Consider the following 18,870-nt stretch of genomic DNA (forward strand, 5'->3'; position numbering starts at 1 on the left):
CCTCCGGCGTGTCGCGCGCCCTCCGGCGTGTCGCGCGGAGGCCGGAGGCGCGTGGTGTGGAACTCGCGTCGGAACGACGTGTTTCGAAGCTCGCTCAGCAGGCGCGGAGAAGAACGGTCCGGAGCTCGCCCCGGGACGCTCGCGTCAGAGCTCGCGGTCGCGTCAGAGCTTGCGGAGGACCGCCACGACCTTGCCGAGCACGGTGGCCTCGTCACCCGGGATCGGGTCGTAGTTGGGGTTGTGCGGGACCAGCCAGACATGGCCGTCTCTGCGCTTGAAGGTCTTGACCGTGGCCTCGCCGTCGATCATCGCCGCGACCACGTCGCCGTTGTCGGCGACCGGCTGCTGGCGTACGACCACCCAGTCACCGTTGGCGATGGCGGCCTCGATCATCGAGTCACCGGTCACCTGGAGGAGGAAGAGGGTGCCCTCGCCGACAAGCTGCTTGGGCAGGGCGAAGACGTCCTCGATGCTCTCCTCGGCGAGGATGGGACCACCGGCGGCGATCCGGCCCACCAGGGGGACGTAGGCGGCGGTCGGGCGGCTGACCGGGGCCTCGTCCTCGCCGGAGTCGGGGTCCACCCACAGCACGGGCTCGCCGGGAAGGCGGACCTCCAGGGCGCGGGGGCGGTGCGGATCACGCCGCAGGTAGCCCTTGCGCTGCAAAGCCGTCAGCTGGTGCGACACGCTGGAGGTGCTGGTGAGCTGCACCGCCTCACCGATCTCCCGCATGGACGGCGGGTAGCCGCGCTGCTGCACGGAATCGCGGATCACCTCAAGGATCTTCCGCTGCCTGGGGGTGAGGCCAAGGGAGTCACGCCTTCGCACTGCCAGGTCGCTGGCGGCCGAACCGTTCTCTTTGTGCTGGCTCATACGAACTCCTCGCCTCCCGGTCTGTATTTAACGCGTCGCACACAGCGACCATACCTCGGCCGAAGATCATATTCAAACAATTGTTCGAATGTCCTCGAAATCGGCGACGCCGTGGTGTACAACATCGTACGGGAGTTCGATCGACATCGTGTTCGATTCGCCGATCTTTCTTCGACATATGTTCGGCCAGGTCGAGGGGATGGGGGTCACCATGAAACCGACCACGACGACACCGCGATCCAGGACCGCGACGGCATCCCGGGCGGCGCGGCGATCACCGGAGGCGCCGCGCCTGCGGCTCGTGCCGCCCCCGCGGCCGGAGCTGGAGCCGGAGGCCGAGCGAAGGTCCGAGACGGGATCCGGGCGGGAGTCCAGGCAGGGGTCCGAGTGGGTGTCCGAGCGGGCGTCCGGGCGCGAATCCGGGCAGGGGTCCGGCCCGGAGTCCGGGCGGCCGTCCGGGCGTGAGCGGAGACGGCGACCCGGTCGCGAGCCGGGCCGGAGGCCTGGCCGTGAGCCGGAGCGAGGGCTCGGGGGCGGATCCGGGCCGAGGAGGGCGCCGGGATCGGCGGTGGCGCCCGTGGTGCGGGCCCGCCGTTCCGGCGTCGCCCGTCCGGCGCCCGTCCGACGGCCACTCCGGCTCACCAGGCGTGGAAGGATTGTGGCGGTGACGGTGCTCGCGCTCCTCACCCTGGGGGTGCTCTGGATCGGCGGGCGCATCGACATGGCCTCGGCGGGCGGGCGGCCGGACCTCGAGGGCCTTCCCCGGATCACGGTGCACGCGGGCGACACGCTGTGGGAGATCGCGGACGCGTTGACGGAGGAGGCCGACGCCGGCCCCATGGTCCGCCGTGTCATGGACCTCAACGGGCTGTCCGGCTCGACGGTCCGGCCCGGGACCCGGCTCTATCTCCCCGAGGGCCTCGTCCGCTGAGACCCGGGAGGGCCTGTCCCCCGAGGCGGGCACTCGAGGCGGGACTCCCGAGGTGGGGGAGGGGTGGCGGCGTACGTGGGGGAGGGGTCCGAGAGGGCGGTCGGCGGGCGGGGAGAGGGAGTGCGGGGCGTCTCGCCTGACAGATCGCCCGGGGCGTGTGTGAGGGAAGGGGTGCCCGGGACGAGAGGGGTCTCGCCCGGGTGGCGACACGCCGGAATGTGACGGCTGATCAGCGACTTCGTCCGGCAAGGTCGTTTCAACTTGCGTTCATGGTCGCGCACTTCTACGGTTGGACCACAACATCTAGTGGCTGCATCGCAACCCTTCACCACAGATTGTGTTTCCATTACCGCGCCTCGACTATTCGAAGGTGTGTGCGCGAGCGTCTGGGCGTGCGCGTGGTGGGTAGGTGAAGTGGGTCGGCCGCTTCGGTAGTCAAGGAGGCGACACGCGTGCATTGTCCGTTCTGTCGCCATCTCGACACGCGAGTCATCGACAGCCGGGCCACCGAGGACGGTGGGGCCATCCGCCGCAGGCGCACATGCTCCGAATGCGGGCGCAGGTTCACCACGCAGGAGACCGTCCTGCTCATGGTGAGCAAGCGCAGCGGTGTGACGGAGCCGTTCTTCAGGGACAAGGTGATCGCCGGGGTCCGGCGGGCCTGCCAGGGGCGGTCCGTCAGCGAGGACTCCCTGGCGCAGCTGGGCCAGCGGGTCGAGGAGAGCATCCGGGCCACCGGGTGCGCCGAGATCGCGGCCCACGAGGTCGGGCTGGCCATCCTGGGCCCGCTCCGCGAGCTGGACGAGGTGGCTTACCTGCGGTTCGCCTCCGTCTACCGGGGGTTCGAGACCCTGGCCGACTTCGAGGCGGAGATCGAGCGGCTCCGGGCGGAGCGCTCCACCGAGCAGGACTGATGCAGACCCCGGGCGCCGGGGGTGAGGCGGCGCGTTGGTGTGGTCCGATTCGAGGGTTCTACGGAGCCCCAGGAGGGGGAAGTCATGACGGAGACTGTCGGCGCGGTGACACGTGGGGGCAAGAGGCCTCGCAAGGGCCTGAAGATGAAGCGCATCTTCACCACGCCAGGCGTGCATCCCTATGACGAGCTGACCTGGGAGCGCCGCGACGTCGTCATGACCAACTGGCGCGACGGCTCGATCAACTTCGAGCAGCGCGGCGTCGAGTTCCCCCAGTCGTGGTCGGTCAACGCCGCCAACATCGTGACCACCAAGTACTTCCGCGGCGCGGTCGGCACCCCGCAGCGGGAGTGGAGCCTCAAGCAGCTGGTCGACCGGGTGGTGGGCGTCTACACGCGTACGGCGGTCGAGCACGGCTACTTCGCCACCGACGAGGACGCCGAGATCTTCGACCACGAGCTCAAGCACGCTCTGGTCAACCAGGTCTTCAGCTTCAACTCGCCCGTCTGGTTCAACGTCGGCACCGCGTCGCCGCAGCAGGTCAGCGCCTGCTTCATCCTGGCCGTCGACGACCAGATGGAGTCGATCCTCGACTGGTACAAGGAAGAGGGCGTGATCTTCAAGGGAGGTTCGGGCTCCGGCGTCAACCTCTCCCGGATCCGTTCCTCCAAGGAACTGCTCTCCAGCGGCGGCACCGCCAGCGGCCCGGTCTCCTTCATGCGCGGCGCCGACGCCTCCGCGGGCACCATCAAGTCCGGGGGCGCCACCCGCCGCGCCGCCAAGATGGTCGTCCTCGACGTCGACCACCCCGACATCGAGGAGTTCGTCGAGACCAAGGCGCGCGAGGAGGACAAGATCCGCGCCCTCCGCGACGCCGGGTTCGACATGGACCTGGGCGGCAAGGACATCGTCTCCGTCCAGTACCAGAACGCCAACAACTCCGTGCGCGTCTCCGACGAGTTCATGCGCGCGGTGGAGAACGGCGAGGAGTTCGGCCTGCGCGCCCGCCTCACCGGCGAGGTCATCGAGAAGATCGACGCCAGAGAGCTGTTCCGCAAGATGGGCAAGGCCGCGTGGGAGTGCGCCGACCCCGGCCTCCAGTACGACGACACGATCAACGACTGGCACACCAGCCCGGAGACGGGCCGCATCACCGCCAGCAACCCCTGCTCGGAATACCTGCACCTGGACAACTCCTCGTGCAACCTGGCGAGCATCAACCTGCTGAAGTTCCTGAAGGACGACGACACCTTCGACATCGCGAACTTCGTGAAGATCACCGAGCTGGTCATCACCGCGATGGACGTCTCCATCACCTTCGCCGACTTCCCCACCGAGAAGATCGACGAGACCACTCGCGCCTACCGCCAGCTGGGTATCGGCTACGCCAACCTCGGCGCGCTGCTCATGGCCACCGGCCACGCCTACGACTCCGACGGCGGCCGGGCGGTCGCCGGGGCCATCACCTCGCTGATGACCGGCGTCTCCTACCGCCGCAGCGCCGAACTGGCCGCGGTCGTGGGCCCGTACGACGGCTACGCCCGCAACGCCGACGCGCACAAGCGGGTCATGCGCAAGCACAACGACGCGAACGACGCCCTGCGCACGTTCGACGAGATCGACGGGGCCATCCACCGCGAGGCCTCCAGGCAGTGGGCCGAGTGTCTTCGCATCGGCGACAAAAACGGATACAGAAACGCGCAGGCGTCGTTGTTGGCGCCCACCGGGTGCCTGACGGGTGAAACGCTGATCACCACGGACCGGGGACTCGTCCGCCTGGCCGAGATCGCGGACGTGTACGGCGATCGCTGGCAGGACCTCGACATGACGGTCTCCACCGACGAGGGACCGCGCCGGGCTACGAAGTTCTTCGTCAACGGTGAGGAGCCCACCCGTCTCATCCGCACCCACGGCGGCTATCGCGTCCAGGGCACGCTGACCCACCGAGTCAAGGTCGTCGACAGCGCGACCGGAGTATGGGAGTGGAAGCGCCTGGCCGACATCGAGCCGGGCGACCTCGTTCCCATGCAGCTGCAGACCCTCGTCGGTGAGCACCGTGCGGTTCCCCTGCCCGTGCTCGACCAGGCGTACTACGCGGGAGATCGCTCCATCGTCGTCCCCGACCTGGTGTCGCCGGAACTGGCCGAGCTGGTCGGCTACTTCATGGGTGACGGTAGCCTGCACGCCAAGGGTGTCCGGTTCTGTGTCGCGGACGCCGACCTCGATGTGGTCGAGCGTCTTCGCATCCTGTCCAAGGAGCTTTTCCACCTCGAACCGGTGCTCACCCAGCGGGAGGGATACCAAGAGGTCGTCCTTCAGTCGGTGCGGCTCGCACGCTGGTGGCAGGCCTCCGGTTTCGCGAAAGAGCTTCCCGGTACCGACCACTCCGGCAAGGGCTGGACGCCGCGGATCCCCTCGGCAATCCTTGAGACCAACGACAGCGAGATCTACGGCGCCTTCCTACGCGGTCTCTTCGAGGCCGACGGCACCGTCCTGGAGGGCGTGCCGAGCCTCTCGACGGCTTCCGGCTCCTTCGCGGGTGAGATCCGGACGCTGCTTCTCGCCCTCGGCATGGCCACCACGACTCGTGAAACGGTCAGTGGCTTCGGCGGGCCGATCTTCCAGGTGCGGTTGCGCAACGTCGACCACGCCCTGAACTTCGACGAGATCATCGGGTTCATGGGAGACCGCAAGAACAAGCTCATGACCGAACTGGAGCCTGAGCGGTCCGCCAGGAAGGACCAGGTGTTCCTGTCCCGCGAGGTGTGGGAGACGATCCTTCCCGAGGGGCATTCCCTGCGCGAGACCGTGTTCCAGTCGGTTCGCAGGAGCGGTGGTGTCGCTCGCATGCTGGCCAAGCGGGTCTTCGCCGAGTTTCCCGACAAGCGGCTCGGCCATGCGCTCGGTTACCTCTTCGAGCGGGTCGAGGCGAACGAGGACGGCGGCGTGCAGCCGACCTACGACCTGTCCGTCCCGGACAACGTCACTTATGTGGCCAACGGTATGGTCAGTCACAACACCATCGGCCTGATGATGGACTGCGACACCACCGGCATCGAGCCCGACCTCGCCCTGGTCAAGTTCAAGAAGCTCGTCGGCGGCGGCTCCATGCAGATCGTCAACCAGACGATTCCCCGCGCGCTGCGGCGGCTGGGCTACCAGGAGGAGCAGGTCGAGGCGATCGTCGAGTTCATCGCCGAGCACGGCCACGTCGTCGACGCCCCCGGCCTGAGGCGCGAGCACTACGAGGTGTTCGACTGCGCCATGGGCGAGCGCGCGATCGCCCCGATGGGCCACGTCCGCATGATGGCCGCGGCCCAGCCGTTCCTGTCCGGAGCCATCTCCAAGACGGTCAACCTTCCCGAGTCCGCGACGATCGAGGACATCGAGCAGGTCTACATGGAGGGCTGGAAGCTCGGCCTGAAGGCTCTGGCCGTCTACCGCGACAACTGCAAGGTCGGCCAGCCCCTCTCGGCCTCGGGCAAGAAGACCGAGGAGAAGGAGACGCCCGCCGAGCCGGCGATCCAGGTCGTGGAGATCAGCCGCCCGACCCGGCGCCGGATGCCGAACCAGCGCCCCAGCACCACCACCCGCTTCACCGTGGGAGGCGCCAAGGGCTACATGACCGCCTCGTCCTACCCCGACGACGGCCTCGGTGAGGTCTTCCTGAAGATGTCCAAGCAGGGCTCGACCCTCGCGGGCGTCATGGACGCGTTCTCGGTGGCCATCTCCATCGGCCTGCAGTACGGGGTGCCGCTGGAGACGTACGTCGGCAAGTTCGTCAACATGCGTTTCGACCCGGCCGGCATGACCGACGACCCGGACGTCCGCATCGCCGCCTCGGTGATGGACTACATCTTCCGCCGTCTGGCCCTGGACCACCTGCCCTACGACGACCGCGCGGCCCTCGGGATCTTCTCCGCCTCCGAGCGCGCCGCCCAGCAGCGCGGTGAGGACCCGGCCCCGATCCACACCGACGAGGTCATCGCCGAACTCGCCACCTCGGCCCCTATCGAGCAGGCCCCCGTCGAGGAGCAGAAGTCCCGCCCCGAGGCGGTGGCCGTGGAGACCCCGCGCCGCACCGGCTCCCTGGAGTCCCACCAGGGCCGCACCGCCGATGCGCCGCTCTGCATGACCTGCGGCACCAAGATGCGTCCCGCCGGCAGCTGCTACGTCTGCGAGGGCTGCGGCTCCACCAGCGGCTGCAGCTGACTCCCCGAAGTCATCCGGTCCAACCGGAACTCGACGCTTCGGTTGAGGTCTCGGTGATGCCTGGTTCATGAGGAGGTTCGGTCTTTGGGCCGGACCTCCTTGCCGTTGGCGTGGGGTCCTCATGATGTCCCCCGGCTTTCGTGGAGTCGCTGGTCTGCCCCGACTCCACCGAACTCGGGGTGCATCAGAGCCTCCGTCAACACCGGACGGGTTCAATCACCCCGCGCGGAGCCGTGCCAGGTGGTAGTCGAGCAACGCCGCGACCTCCTCGGGCGTGTAGTGCCCGACCAGGGTGGCGTTCACGACGCCCTGCGCGAAGGCGTACAGGATGCTCGCCTCCTTGTCCGCGTCCAGGTGGGCGGCGAGTTGCCCGGCGGCCTGGGCGTCCCTGATCTGCTCGGCGAACAGGGACAGCAGGAGCGGCACCCCGAGCCGCATCGCCGCCGCCTGGTCGTCGTCCACCACCGAGCTCGCCTGGAACGCCAGCCCGACGCGGTTCAGGTAGCTGCGCTCGTCGTCCAGCGGTAACAACTCCAGCACGGTGTCCCGCAGCAGGTCGAGCGGCGTGGACCGGCGCGCGGCCACGGCCGCCACCCGGTTGCCGATCCAGATTCCGATGTGCTCCAGCGCCAGCAGCAGCATCTGATCCTTCGTCGTGACGTAGTACTGCACCGCGCCCATAGACATTTCGGCCTCGGCGGCGACCTCCCTGAGGCTGACGTTCTGCATGCCCTTGTCGTGGATGATGCGGTGCACGGCCTCGGCGATGTGCCGTCGCCTGGCGTCGTGGTCGACGATCTTCGGCATATCCCACCGCTTTCTCATGCGAGTGCATGGAAAAGCCTTCCTGTCCCGTTTATCATGCGAGTGCATGATAAACGGGCGAGGGGTGACGCGGATGCGAGTTCTGATCATCGGGGTCGGCACACGGGGGGACGTGGCGCCGTACACGGGACTGGGAATGCGCTTGCATGAAGCCGGGCACGAGGTGGCCATCGCCGCGCACGAGCCGTACGCGGAGCTCGTGACCGATGCGGGCCTGGAGTATCTGCCACTTCCCGGAGATCCGCTCCTCGCGCTGACCGGCCGCTTCTCTATCAGCGCGTTCAAGGAGTACAGCGAGCAGCTCATGGACGGCTTGGCCCAGATCGCCGAGCAGGAGGCAGATCTGCTCCTGCTGGGCGTGGCGGGCGCGCTGGGCTGTCACGTCGCCGAGGCGATGGGCGTGCCCAGCATGGGGGTACACCTGCAGCCGATAGACCCCACGGGGGACTTTCCGCCGGTCATGAGCCTGTTCCGTCAATCGCTCGGACGGTGGGGAAACCGCAGGGCGGCCCGGCTCGCGTTCGAGTTGCCCGCCGCCGGACCGCTGTTCGCCGGGATGAGCACGAAGATGCGGGCCCGGCTCGGGTTGCCCCCGATGACCCCGCGCGCCCTCTACCGGCGCCGGGAGAGCACGCGCTGGCCGGTCTTCCACGGGGTCAGCCCGCTGGTGCTGCCGCGCCCGGCCGACTGGCGGCCAGGGCTGGAGATCACGGGTTACTGGTGGCCGCCCCGGCCGCGAGGCCGGCAGCCGGATCCGGTGCTGCGCGACTTCCTGACCTCGGGGCCCACGCCGGTCTTCGTCGGCTTCGGCAGCCTGGCGGACGCACGGGCCGAGCAGTACACGGAGCTGGCCGTGCAGGCGCTGCGGCGGGCCGGGCTGCGCGGCGTGTTGCAGACCGGCCTGCGGGGACGCATCTCGGACGACGTGCTGGCGGTCGGCGACGTGCCGCACGACTGGCTGTTCCCCCGCATGGCCGCCGTCGCCCACCACTGCGGCGGCGGCACCACCGGGGGCGGGGTGCGGGCGGGGGTGCCCGCCGTGGCCGTACCGGTCATGAACGACCAGCCGTTCTGGGCGTCCAGGCTGATGGCACTCGGCGTGGCCCCGGCCGCGATCCCGTTCCGCCGCCTGACACCCGCACGGCTGGCCGCCGCCCTCACCACCGCGGTCACCGACCCGGCCTACCGGCAGCGGGCCCAGGCCCTGTCGGCCGGGGTCTCGGCAGAGGACGGCGCGGCGCCCGTCGTCGAGGTGGTGAACCGGCTCCACGTCACCCGCGGGCCCGGCCGCCGAACAGGGTGACAGCCGCCGAACATCCAACACGTTTGGCTGACCAGTAAAAACGGCGCTTCGGATCGGTTGCGGTGCCCGATGACAAGGGGGGCCGGAGTCGGGTCCGGCCCCCTTCCGGCGTTCGCGGAAGGTCGTAACGGCGAAAGAATGGGTGGCCGATGGCCGATGCGGACGGCCGGCGGGAAGCACGGACGGGCGAGCAGGTGCGCAAGTACCTGCTCGCTGAGATCAACGCGGCTCTCCGCCGGCCGGGCATGTTCGGCGGAGAGATCGCCCTCAGGATTCACTTCGACGCGATGGCGTTCGCGGACGATCGTGAACGGCTCTGGAGTGAGGAACGGGACTCCCTCCAGGGTCGAAGGGCTTTTCTCTCCACGGGGGTGCGGGGTGCCTTCGAGTCTCTCTGGGGTGCCGGAACCGATGACATGGCCGCGTCCGTCTACGCCGAGTTCGCCCATCGTCACGGGTGGCTCCACCTGGACCGCGTCCTGTCGCGGGACGAGTACGACAAGCTGATCGGCGTCACCACGGCCTGGTGTGAGAGCGATCGAACCCTCGGACAGACCCTCGGCATGTTCGGGCCGCCCTCGATCTACTGCGGTGGTACGAGCCCGTACTTTCCCAAGGCCCTGGTATACGCGACGGGGCACCCTCGAGATCCTTTGCTCTGCTTCCATTTCTGGAACGAGTTCCTTGATTCGCGTACGGATCGGACCGCCCTGTATGACGAGCCCATGCTCCTGGCCGTCCGGGGCGGGGGCTCCGGCTTCGCCGACGGCTTCACTTTCACGCCTGCCGGCACGAACCGGCGCGGGGGAGCCTAGAGGAGCGACCAGTGTCCTCGGCGCTGGCGGTGACGGAAGCCCTCGTCGTCCATGTGCCCGGACAAGGGTCCCGTGTTCTAAGTTCAGGGCTTATGAGCCAATTGCGCACGCTGTCTGCCGCGGAGCTTCCTTCGGAACGACTCCTGCTTCGCAGAGCGTTGCACGATGCCGACCGTGAAGGATTCGTCGAGCTCTCGACCGATCCCGAGGTTCAGGCGTACCTCGGTGGTCCCCAGCCTCGGAGTGACGTCGAGCAGCGCTTCGACGCGGCGATCGCCAACGCGACATCCAGGCCCGGTAACTATGTCATCGCGGACAAGACGACGAACCGGTTTGTCGGGACATTGATGCTCGCCCGCCGTTCGACCGATTCCTCCGGGCACGTCACCGAGGAGGGCGAGGAACTGGAACTGGGTTACGTACTGCGGCGCGGTGCGTGGGGCGCGGGGTTCGCGTTCGAGGCCGCGACGGCCGCGTTGCGCGCCGCGGCTGACGAACTCCCCGACCAGCCGGTCCTGCTCGTGACCCAGACCGCGAACGAGCGATCTCTGAAACTCGCCGCCCGCCTCGGCTTCCGCCCCGTCGGCACGTTCGAGGAGTTCGGCGCCGAGCAGACCCTCTGCACGGCTCCCCTGTCCATGTTCCGAAGCCGAACATGGTGATACCCGATCGGCGACGCCGGCACCGCACCCTCACAAGCGGTAGACCCGGCGGGCGGTGGCGGCGAAGACGTTCTGGACGACCTGGGGGGACCGGCCGGCGAGGACCTCCTGCCAGGTGGAGACCAGGGTGGGCAGATCGGTCCAGATCTTCTCGATCGGGAAGTTGCTCCCCCACATGCAGCGGTGCGAGCCGAAGGCCTCCAGGCAGGTGTCCGCGACCGTCTCGATCAGCGAGCGGTCCACGCGGTGTACGAACGTGCCCTGACCGGTGAGCTTCACCACGACGTTGGGCCGCTCGGCGAGCAGTCTCATGCCGCGTTTCCATTCCGCCACCCGGGACACCTCGAAGTCGTCGAGCATCCCCGCGTGGACCAGGACGAACGTGACGTCGGGGAAGTCGTCGACGAAGCTCGCGGCGTCGGCCATCTGCCCGGCGAACACCTGGAGTTCGAACAGCCAGCCGAGGTCGGCGAGCGAGGCGATGTTGCGGCGGAAGACGGGATCCTTCATGCGGTCGGGGGCGGAGGCGAAACGGAACTCCGGCCGCTCGTGCCAGTGCAGCTGCAGCCGGGTGCCCCTCATGAGCGGGGTGAGCGCGGCCTGGCGGCGCATCACGTCGGCCGCACCCTCGTCGAAGAGGTCGGCGGACCCGATCACGGCCGTGGGCCATCCGGTCTCGGCGTGCGTCTCGCGCAGCCAGCGCACCTCGTCCAGGGAGCGGTCGAGCGGCCAGTTGGCCTGCACGTAGACCGCTGAGGTGATGCCGCAGGCGGTGGCCTCCTCGACGTACTCCGACACCGGGTAGTCGCGGCGGATCGGTTCGTAGGGGCCGAAGATGCGCGGGATCATCTCGCCCTGGAGCCAGGGCAGGTCGGCGGCGCGCCAGATGTGGTGGTGGGCGTCGACGATCCCGTCGGGAGCCGGACGGGCGGTGGCGTCGTTCATCGGATACCTCCGGCGTGGAGGCCCCCGGCCTCGGCCCCGGGAGGGGGCCCGTCCGCGGGGGCCGTCGTGAGCGGGCTCCCGCTGGGCGTGGAGCGGGATCGGGAAGCGGGGGGAGGAGCAGGCTGGGGAGCGGGCCGGGGGGCGGGGCGCGGGGTGGCCCACCGCCTGGCCGCCGCGCGCCGGGGGCCGGACAGGACCGCGGGGAGGCGGCGGACCTCCGCGAGGGCGGTGGGCAGGTCTCGTACGCCGCCGAGGTGGTCGAGGTGGGGGAGGAGGGCGGCCATGGCGCGCGTGACCGGGCTGTAGGCGGGAGAGCACGCCAGCGGTGACCACCAGACGAGCCGGTGACCCAGCCGGGACAGGCGGGCGGTCGCGCGGACCATGGGGACGTGGTCGCCGCGTTCGAGCCCGTCGGACAGCACGATCACGAGCGCGCCCCTCGCGAGCGCCACGAACCGCGGAACGCCCAGGAACTCCCGCAGCGCGGTCCCGATCGCGGTGCCGCCGTCGGCGTCCGTCACCCGCTCGGACACCGCTCGCAGCGCCCGGCCCGTGTGGGGGTGCGACAGCGCGGAGGTGATCCTGGTGAGCCGGGTGCCGAAGGTGAAGACCTCGGTGCGGGCCGGTGCCGCGCGCAGTGCCGTGTGCGCCAGGCGGAGCAGGTCGGGGGTGTGCCGCCGCAGCGAGCCCGAGACGTCGACCAGGATGAGCAGGCGGCGCGGGCGCGGGGGCCGGGCGCGCCGGCGCAGCTCGATGATCTCCCCGTCGTGGCGGTGCGCCCGCCGCCAGGCGTGCCGCACGTCCAGCCGGTCGCCGGTCCGCGCCGGGCGCCGCCGCCTCGACGGGGTCGAGGGCAGCACGGCGGGCCAGGCGGCCTCCAGGGCCCGGGTGACCGAACGCCACCGGTCGCCGGCCGCGTCGAACTCCCGCCTGCCGTACGTGCTGAGCGTGCTGGCCTCGACGCCGTCGCCGGGCAGCACCTCCCGCGGGGCGGGGTCGTCCTCGCCCGGCCCCTGGGGGGAGGGGACGTCGCTCTCCCCGGCGGGGGGTGGCGGTACGGCGTCCGGGAGGCCGCCCTGCTGAAACCACGCGGCGAAGACCCGGTCGAACGCGGCGAGCTCCTCGATGTCGTGCAGCAGGGTGATCCTGGCGTACCAGTACAGGGCGGTCAGGTCGCGCGGCGGTGACTCGCCGACGACCCGCAGCAGGTCGGCCTGTTTTGGCAGCGCGGTGGTCACGCCCGCGGCGCGCAGCGCGGACAGGAACCCCCACACGTGACCGGCCGCGAGGACGGCGGGTTCGCCGTCGCCGTACGGCTCCCGCGCGAGGGTGGGGGGCTCAGGCATCGCCGAACAGCTCCTCCGCGTGCCCGAGGAGCAGCCGGGTGTCCTCCTCGTCCTTGATGAGCAGGCCGAGGGCGCGGCGCAGCGCCACGGGCCAGGGGCTGCCGCCCTCGGCCAGGGCCACCGCGCCCCTGGCCCACTCCACCGACTCGGCGATGCCGGGCCGCTTGAGCAGCGGCAGCCCGCGTACCCGCTGGACGGCGCGTACCAGCCCCTCCGCGGCCCGCTCCTCCAGGCCGGGTACGGCCGCGCGCAGGATCGCCCGCTCGCGGTCGACCTCGGGGAAGGCGATCCAGTGGTAGAGGCACCGCCGTTTGAGCGCGTCGTGCAGCTCGCGGGTCCGGTTGGAGGTCAGCACCACGACCGGCGGCGTGCGCGCCCGGACGGTGCCCAGCTCCGGGACCGTGATCTGGAAGTCGCCCAGGAACTCCAGCAGGAACGCCTCGAACTCGCTGTCGGCGCGGTCGATCTCGTCGATCAGCAGGACCGCGCCGCGGTCGGCCTCCAGGGCGCGCAGCAGCGGCCGCCGCAGCAGGAACTCCTCGCGGTAGAGGTCGCCGACCTCCTGGCCGCGGCTCTCGGCCACCCGGACCTGCAGGAGCTGCTTGGGGTAGTCCCACTCGTACAGCGCCTGTCCGGAGTCCAGCCCCTCGAAACACTGGAGCCGGATGAGCTCCCGGCCCACGACGCGCGAGAGCACCGTGGCGATTTCGGTCTTCCCGACGCCCGGTTCCCCCTCGAGCAGCAGCGGCCGGCCCAGCCGCAGCGCCAGGTGGACGGCCGTGCAGAGGCCCTCGTCGGCGAAGTACCCCTCCCGTTCGAGCGCCGCGGCGAGTGCGCGCTCGTCCAGGAGGCGGCCCACCGAGGAGGCCCCGGCGGCCACCGGGGAACCCGCCGGGGACTCGCCGGTCGCCGGGGACTCGCCGGTCGCCGACAAGGATCCACCGTGCACCGGGGGGACCCCGACGGTCGCCGGGGACTCGCCGGTCGCCGAGAAGGACCCACCGGGAGCCGGGGGGAACCCGCCGGCCACCGGGGAACCCCCGACAGGCGTCACAGTTGCGCGTGCTCGGTCGTGAGCAGGTGGACCCGCTGGGTGGTGTGCGCGGCGGCGTCGGCCGCGGCGGCCTTGCCGTGCTCGGAGCCGAACGCGGCGGCGCGGGCGTCCTCGTCGTCGAAGTAGAGCTCGTTCACCGAGTCGAACGGCGCGTCCTCGCCGTTGCTGACACTCACCGTGTACTTGCGCAGCCCGGGAAGCTTCCTGGCGAACTCGACGTGGTCTTCCACGACCCACTTCGCGAACTCCTCGTGGGACATGTTCTCCGCGCGCTTGAGCAGCGAGACGACTTTCAGCATGGGTATCGGTTCCTCCGGATCGGATGGGTGTTCAGGCGTTTCCGCGCGAGGACACCTCGCGCGGAGCGTCCCGCGCGAGGGCGTCCAGCCCGCGCAGGACGCGTTCGGGGGTGAAGGGCATCGCCGTGACGCGCACGCCGCAGGCGTCGAAGATGGCGTTGGCGATGGCCGGGATCGGCGCGTTGGCGGTCATCTCGCCGATGCCCTTGGCGCCGTAGGGGCCGTTGCCCGCCGGACGTTCCAGGAACAGGCTGTGCTGTACGGGAATGTCGGCCGGCCCCGGCATGAGGTAGTCGGCGAAGTCGCGGGGACCGTGGTCGCGCCGCGGATAGTAGGGCTCGGTGGTCTCGAACAGGGCGTGCGACATACCCATCCAGGCCCCGCCCTCGACCTGCTGGGTCGCCATCGCCGGGTTGAGCGCCCGGCCGATCTCGTAGGCGTTGTACAGCTCCAGCACCTCGACCGTCCCGGTCTCGTCGTCCACCTCGACGACGGCGACCGTGCACGCGTGCGCCTGGCAGGAGTCGGGGTCCATCTCTCCCGTCTCGGGCACCGGCACGCTCGGCTCCTTGAGGAAGATGCCGCGCCCGGAGATCGTGCGGCCGTGCTTGAAGTGCGCGGCGAGGGCGAGGTCGGTGATGTGGATGCTCGGCTGGTCCGAGCCCTTGAGCTTGATGACGCCGGTGCCGTCGGTCTCCAGGTCCCCGGCGTCGACCTCCAGCTCCTCGGCGGCGACCTCCAGCATCACGGCGCGCGCCTCGGCCGCCGCCATGATGACGGCGTTGCCGACGCGGTGGGTGCCCCGGCTGGCGAAGGTCCCCATGCAGTGCGGGCCGGTGTCGGTGTCGGCGGTGTTGACCAGGACGTTCTCGATCGGCAGGCCGAGCGTCTCGGCGGCGCACTGCGCGGCGATGGTCTTGATGCCCTGACCGAGGTCCACCGAGGACAGCGTGATCACGAAGGTGCCCGTGGTCGTGGCGTGGATCAGCGCCTGTGAGGGATCGCCGCCGAGGTTCATACCGGTCGGGTAGTTCACCGACGCGTATCCGCGCCCGCGCAGCCTGGCCATGGCCTACAGCCCCTCTCGTGTCGTCGAGGACATCCGGCGGTACGCCTCGGGCAGCTCGTGCCCGGACATCTCCGCGGCCTTCTGGATCACTTCGACCAGGGCGGTGCCCTCGGCGACCTTGCGGTGGGCCTTGAGGTCCCCGTCGCGGTAGGCGTTGAGGAGGCGCAGCTGGAGCGGGTCCATGGACAGGGCCCTGGCGATCCGGTCCATCTGCGACTCCAGCGCGAAGTCGCCGATGGTGACGCCGAACCCGCGCATCGCGCTGGACGGCGTGCGGTTGGTGAACACGCAGTGGCAGTCGGCCCACACGTTCGGGATCGAGTACGGTCCCGGCAGGTGGGCGGCGGCCTTGGTGGTGCCGTACGGGGTGTGCCGGGCGTAGGCGCCGGAGTCGACGTACAGCGTGACCTTGCGGCCGATGATCCGGCCGTCGTCCATCACGGCGTCCCTGATGTAGATGCGCTCGGCCGCGCGCGGCGAGGAGACCTGCATCTCCTCGTACCTGCTGTAGACGAACTTGACCGGGCGGTCGGTCACCATGGCGGCCACGCACGCGACCGGCTCGACGACGACGTCGACCTTGCCGCCGAAGCCCCCGCCGACCGTCCCGCCGACGACGCGCAGCTTGTTGAACGGGGTCTGGAGGATCAGCGCGGTGTTGTCGAGGGTGAAGAAGCACGCCTGGGTGTCGGAGTGGATGCGCAACCGGCCGTCGGCCTGCGGGACCACCACGCAGCCGGTGGTCTCGGTGGGGGCCTGCTCGATCGGCGCGGACTCGTAGCGCCACTCGAAGACGTGGTCGGCCTGCCCGAACGCCTTCTCCACGTCGCCGAACCGGATCCGCCGGCAGTGGTGTCCCTCGTAGGTGAAGAAGTTGCGGCCGTGGTACTCGTTGACCAGCGGCGCCCCCTCCGCCAGGGCCTCCTCGACGTCGAAGACCGCCGGCAGGTCCTCGTAGTCGACCCTGATCCTGGCCGCGCCCTCCAGGGCCGCCGCCTCGGACTCGGCGACCACCGCGCAGATCGGCTCGCCGAGGTAGCGGACCTTGTCCACGGCCAGGATCGGCTCGTCGTCCGGCCCGACGCCGATCAGCTTGAGCGGGGTGTAGATGTTGTTCGGGATGTCGGCGTGGGTGAGGATCCGCGTGACGCCCGGCACCTCCAGGGCGCCGGTCAGGTCGACGTTCCTGATCCTGGCGTGGTGGCGGGCCGAGCGGTGCATCTTCAGGTGCAGCATCCCCCGGGGGGCGACGTCCTCGAAGAACTCGGTCCTGCCGGTGACGTGCCCCAGCGCGTCGGAGCGCTGGACGACCGAGCCGATGACGGTGAAGTCGTCCTCGCGCTCGGCGGCGAAGGAGCCCTTGTCGATGGGGGCGAGCCGGTAGGTCATCGCGACACGGTCCCTTCCACGGGCTGTCCCTGCTCGGTGCTCTCCCCGCGCCTGCGCCTGGCCGCGTCCAGAATGGCGATCATGATGGGCTGGTAGCCGGTGCACCGGCAGACGTTGCCCGAGATCGCCTCGGCCACGTCCTCCTTGGTCGGGTCGGGGTTGCGGTCCAGCAGGGCCTCGGCGACCATGATCATGCCTGCCGTGCAGAACCCGCACTGGGTGGCGAAGTTGTCGACGAAGGCGCTCTGCACCTCGTCGAGGTCCCCGCCGGCGGCCACTCCCTCAAGGGTGCGGACCGAGCAGCCCGAGACCGTTTCCACGGCGACCAGGCACGCCGTCACGGGCCGGTCGTCGATCAGCACGGTGCAGGTGCCGCAGCTGCCCTGCGCGCAGCCGCGCTTGGCCGCGGTGAGCCCCAGCGAGTCGCGCAGGGTCGCCAGGAGAGTGGTGCCCGGTCTGGCGATGAACTCCCGGGGTTCGCCGTTGACGACGAGCGAGACGATCTGTGACGACATTGTCCGGCCCTTTCTGGGGGGTGGGCGCGTATGAGCACGTGAGGGCGCGGAAAACCGCTAGCCGGTGAAGGCCCGGCGCAGGTGCACGGGCAGGACGCGCACCCGGTACCACGCGCTGGCGTAGGCGTCGTCGAAGGGCGCCGTGTCGGAACGGGCGGCCTCCCCGGCCTCGGTCAGGACCTCGGGGCTCAGCGGGCGGCCCGCCAGCAGCCGCTCGGCCGACACCGCGCGCACCGGGCGCGGAGCGACGCCGCCGAGGGCGATCCTGGCCGAGGTCACCACGCCGTCCTCGGTGCGCGTCACGGAGGCGACGGTCACGATGGACGCCGAGTTCAGCTTGCGGCGCATGGCCTTGTGGTAGTACCAGGTCCCCGGTTCCGGCAGGGCGATCACCACCGCCGTGACGAACTCGCCCGCGGCGACCCCCGAGGCGAGCACGTCGGCCACCGGGGCGTCGCGCCGCCCGCCGGGGCCCGCGATCTCGCACAGCGCGTCGAGGGCGAGCAGGCAGACCGCCAGGTCGCCGTACGGCTGCGCGACGAACAGGTTGCCGCCCACGGTCGCCAGGTTGCGGATCGTGGGGGAGGCGATGGTGCGCACCGCCGGGCGCAGGAAGCCGAGCTCGGGATGCTCCTCGACGGAGGAGAGCGGAGCCGCCGCGCCGATCCTGGCGACGCCGTCGCGGACCTCGATCCCCGCCAGCCCGGCCCTTCGCAGGCTGATCAGCTCGCTCCCGGTCGCGGCGCCGCCGCTGACCAGCGGCATCACGACGGTGCCGCCGCCCATGATCTGGCCGCCCCTCGCCGAGTGGACCGCCACGGCCTCGGCGGACTCTGGCACGTGGACCGCCTGGATCATCATGTCCGGACCCCCTGCGTTACAAGCGGGTTAACTATCGATAATTGATTATCGGAACCGTAGGCTGAGGGTCGTCCCTGAGTCAAGGGGAGGTCAAGAGGAGATCGATGAACGAGAATCGACACTCGGTAGGATGCGCTCCATGACCGAGGAGATGACGGGGGAGCCCTCCATGCTGCCGCGGCTGACGCTGTCGCGGCAGATCCGCGACTCGCTGGTCAGCCGGATCGTCTCCGGCCAGTTCAGGCCCGGTGAGCGGCTGGTGGAGACACGTCTCGCGGCGACGTACGGCACGAGCCAGGCACCCGTCCGCGAGGCGCTGCGCGAGCTGGAGGTCATGCGGCTGGTGGAGACCCAGCCGCGCAGGGGCACCTTCGTGCGCCCCTTCGTCCACGAGACGCTCAGGGAGAGCTACGTCGTGCGGGCCGCGCTGGAGGAGACGGCCATCCGGCTCGCCATCCTCGCCGGGACCGTCCCGCTGGAGGCGCTCGGATCGGACGTGGCGGCGATGCGGGCGGCGGCCGTCGAGGGCGACGGCGAGGCGTCCATGCGGGCGAGCGTGTCCTTCCACCGGCGCATCGTCGGGGCCGCTCGCAACGAGCTGCTCAGGCTCTCCTGGGAGGGGCTGCAGATCGAGGCGCGCACCTCGGTCACGATGCTCGCGACCGGCGTGGACCTCCACGACATCGCCCGCGACCACGCCGAGCTGCTGGCGGTGATCGAGCGGGGCGACCTGGAGACGGCCTGCAAGCACGCCCGCGACCACCAGTGGCACTACGCCGACCTCCCGCACGACGCCCACGGCAGGATCCGCGACACCGCCGCCGGCTGAATCCCATCTGAATCCCGCTGAATCACCT

17 protein-coding genes are annotated in these 18,870 nt (G+C 70.2%); 7 read left to right on the plus strand and 10 right to left on the minus strand.

Annotated elements, in window-relative coordinates; all coding sequences use genetic code 11:
- Window positions 1–162: 162 nt before the first annotated feature.
- Window positions 163–873: a transcriptional repressor LexA gene (gene lexA / locus ACTOQ2_RS22690; protein ID WP_440101947.1), complete on the minus strand. Its 711-nt coding sequence runs from the start codon at window positions 871–873 to the stop codon at window positions 163–165.
- A 664-nt stretch (window positions 874–1,537) separates the two neighbouring features.
- Here lexA and ACTOQ2_RS22695 point away from each other — a divergent pair.
- The 3 genes from ACTOQ2_RS22695 to ACTOQ2_RS22705 all read left to right on the plus strand — a co-directional run bounded on the left by ACTOQ2_RS22695 (window position 1,538) and on the right by ACTOQ2_RS22705 (window position 6,930).
- On the plus strand, window positions 1,538–1,804 hold the full coding sequence (locus ACTOQ2_RS22695; RefSeq protein ID WP_440085180.1) for a LysM peptidoglycan-binding domain-containing protein: 267 nt from the start codon (window positions 1,538–1,540) through the stop codon (window positions 1,802–1,804).
- Between the two features lie 452 nt (window positions 1,805–2,256).
- Window positions 2,257–2,718 carry a transcriptional regulator NrdR gene (gene nrdR, locus ACTOQ2_RS22700; RefSeq protein WP_362682135.1) on the plus strand — a complete coding sequence of 154 codons (462 nt, stop codon included), beginning with the start codon at window positions 2,257–2,259 and terminating at the stop codon, window positions 2,716–2,718.
- Window positions 2,719–2,802: 84 nt separating this feature from the next.
- Window positions 2,803–6,930 (plus strand): vitamin B12-dependent ribonucleotide reductase, encoded by a 4,128-nt coding sequence (locus ACTOQ2_RS22705; protein ID WP_440101948.1) that lies wholly within the window; start codon window positions 2,803–2,805, stop codon window positions 6,928–6,930.
- A gap of 216 nt (window positions 6,931–7,146) precedes the next feature.
- Here ACTOQ2_RS22705 and ACTOQ2_RS22710 read toward each other — a convergent pair whose 3' ends face one another.
- Entirely contained in the window at window positions 7,147–7,755 is a 609-nt protein-coding gene (locus ACTOQ2_RS22710; protein WP_440101949.1) for a TetR/AcrR family transcriptional regulator, read from the minus strand.
- 73 nt (window positions 7,756–7,828) lie between these two features.
- Between ACTOQ2_RS22710 and ACTOQ2_RS22715 the strand changes: the two genes are divergently transcribed.
- The 3 genes from ACTOQ2_RS22715 (at window position 7,829) to ACTOQ2_RS22725 (ending at window position 10,535) form a co-directional block, all read left to right on the plus strand.
- A complete protein-coding gene (locus tag ACTOQ2_RS22715) occupies window positions 7,829–9,058 on the plus strand; it encodes a glycosyltransferase (RefSeq protein WP_440101950.1) in 1,230 nt (409 codons plus the stop codon).
- Between the two features lie 149 nt (window positions 9,059–9,207).
- Window positions 9,208–9,873 (plus strand): hypothetical protein, encoded by a 666-nt coding sequence (locus tag ACTOQ2_RS22720; protein ID WP_440101952.1) that lies wholly within the window; start codon window positions 9,208–9,210, stop codon window positions 9,871–9,873.
- Between the two features lie 11 nt (window positions 9,874–9,884).
- Entirely contained in the window at window positions 9,885–10,535 is a 651-nt protein-coding gene (locus ACTOQ2_RS22725; protein WP_440101953.1) for a GNAT family N-acetyltransferase, read from the plus strand.
- Window positions 10,536–10,565: 30 nt separating this feature from the next.
- Here the strand turns inward: ACTOQ2_RS22725 and ACTOQ2_RS22730 are convergent, their stop codons facing one another.
- From ACTOQ2_RS22730 to ACTOQ2_RS22765, 8 genes are all read right to left on the minus strand, one after another.
- Entirely contained in the window at window positions 10,566–11,480 is a 915-nt protein-coding gene (locus tag ACTOQ2_RS22730; RefSeq protein ID WP_440101955.1) for an amidohydrolase family protein, read from the minus strand.
- Window positions 11,477–12,826 carry a vWA domain-containing protein gene (locus ACTOQ2_RS22735; RefSeq protein WP_440101956.1) on the minus strand — a complete coding sequence of 450 codons (1,350 nt, stop codon included), beginning with the start codon at window positions 12,824–12,826 and terminating at the stop codon, window positions 11,477–11,479. The genes ACTOQ2_RS22730 and ACTOQ2_RS22735 overlap by 4 nt, the downstream gene beginning before the upstream one ends.
- Window positions 12,819–13,760: an AAA family ATPase gene (locus tag ACTOQ2_RS22740; protein WP_440101958.1), complete on the minus strand. Its 942-nt coding sequence runs from the start codon at window positions 13,758–13,760 to the stop codon at window positions 12,819–12,821. The genes ACTOQ2_RS22735 and ACTOQ2_RS22740 overlap by 8 nt, the downstream gene beginning before the upstream one ends.
- Window positions 13,761–13,876: 116 nt before the next feature.
- The gene (locus ACTOQ2_RS22745) at window positions 13,877–14,179 is read right to left on the minus strand and encodes an EthD family reductase (RefSeq protein WP_440101959.1); all 303 of its coding nucleotides are present in this window, start codon (window positions 14,177–14,179) and stop codon (window positions 13,877–13,879) included.
- Between the two features lie 31 nt (window positions 14,180–14,210).
- Entirely contained in the window at window positions 14,211–15,248 is a 1,038-nt protein-coding gene (locus tag ACTOQ2_RS22750; protein WP_440101961.1) for a xanthine dehydrogenase family protein molybdopterin-binding subunit, read from the minus strand.
- Between the two features lie 3 nt (window positions 15,249–15,251).
- Complete coding sequence (locus ACTOQ2_RS22755; RefSeq protein WP_440101963.1) at window positions 15,252–16,637, minus strand: xanthine dehydrogenase family protein molybdopterin-binding subunit; 1,386 nt, start codon at window positions 16,635–16,637, stop codon at window positions 15,252–15,254.
- The gene (locus ACTOQ2_RS22760) at window positions 16,634–17,152 is read right to left on the minus strand and encodes a (2Fe-2S)-binding protein (protein WP_440101965.1); all 519 of its coding nucleotides are present in this window, start codon (window positions 17,150–17,152) and stop codon (window positions 16,634–16,636) included. Before ACTOQ2_RS22760 ends, ACTOQ2_RS22755 begins: the two co-directional genes overlap by 4 nt.
- A 57-nt stretch (window positions 17,153–17,209) precedes the next feature.
- The gene (locus ACTOQ2_RS22765) at window positions 17,210–18,013 is read right to left on the minus strand and encodes an FAD binding domain-containing protein (RefSeq protein WP_440101967.1); all 804 of its coding nucleotides are present in this window, start codon (window positions 18,011–18,013) and stop codon (window positions 17,210–17,212) included.
- A gap of 139 nt (window positions 18,014–18,152) precedes the next feature.
- On the opposite strand from ACTOQ2_RS22765, the gene ACTOQ2_RS22770 reads away from it, so the two are divergent.
- The gene (locus ACTOQ2_RS22770) at window positions 18,153–18,842 is read left to right on the plus strand and encodes a GntR family transcriptional regulator (RefSeq protein ID WP_440101968.1); all 690 of its coding nucleotides are present in this window, start codon (window positions 18,153–18,155) and stop codon (window positions 18,840–18,842) included.
- Window positions 18,843–18,870 lie beyond the last annotated feature (28 nt).

The sequence above is a fragment of the Streptosporangium sp. H16 genome (assembly GCF_051918855.1).
Classification (GTDB): Bacteria; Actinomycetota; Actinomycetes; order Streptosporangiales; family Streptosporangiaceae; genus Streptosporangium.